Source organism: Micromonospora aridisoli (genome assembly GCF_056150025.1).
The window spans coordinates 1-635 of the sequence record NZ_JAXCFK010000074.1 but is presented as its reverse complement, the minus strand read 5'-3'; the positions used below and the strand labels follow the sequence as shown (position 1 = coordinate 635).

Genomic DNA, 635 nt, shown 5'->3' with positions numbered 1-635 from the left:
ACGCCGCGAACTGGCAGGCCCGGCGGCGGGCGCACGAGCAGCGGGTGGACGCCTGGCTCACGCCGCACCTGGCCCGCCGCCGCCGGGGCGAGACGCACCCGGTCGAGGACTTCCTCTTCACCTACTACTCGCACCGGCCGGCCCAGTTGCGCCGCTGGCACCCGGGCGCCGGGGTGGTGCTGCGGGACGCGGACCCGGCCGAGTTCGGGCGGGACTACCGCGCCACCGCCGCCGGGGTGACCCTCGACACCGCCGCGGTACGCGCCCGCCGAGCCGACTCGGTGGAGTGGATCCGCTCACTGCTCACGGCCACCGCCGGCCGGGCCGCGCACTTCGGCTGCTTCGGGATGCACGAGTGGGCGATGGTCTACCGGCAGACCCAGGCGGAGGTACGGCACAACGCCTGGCCGCTGCGGCTCAGCCCGGCGGAGACGGCCGCGGTGGTCGAGGAGCGGGGCGTGCGGTGCAGCCACTTCGACGCGTTCCGGTTCTTCACGGCGCCGGCCCGGCCGCTCAACGTGCTCACGCCGACCCGAGAGAGCCAGCACGCCCTGGAGCAGCCGGGCTGCCTGCACGCCAACATGGATCTCTACAAGTGGGCGTACAAGCTCTCCCCGCTGGTGCCGTCGGAGCTG

1 protein-coding gene is annotated in these 635 nt (G+C 74.6%); it reads left to right on the top strand.

Annotation, left to right across the window (positions count from 1 at the left end; all coding sequences use genetic code 11):
- Positions 1-635: 3-methyladenine DNA glycosylase (locus SM447_RS29410; protein ID WP_474576123.1), on the top strand; the 635-nt coding region annotated here is incomplete at both ends.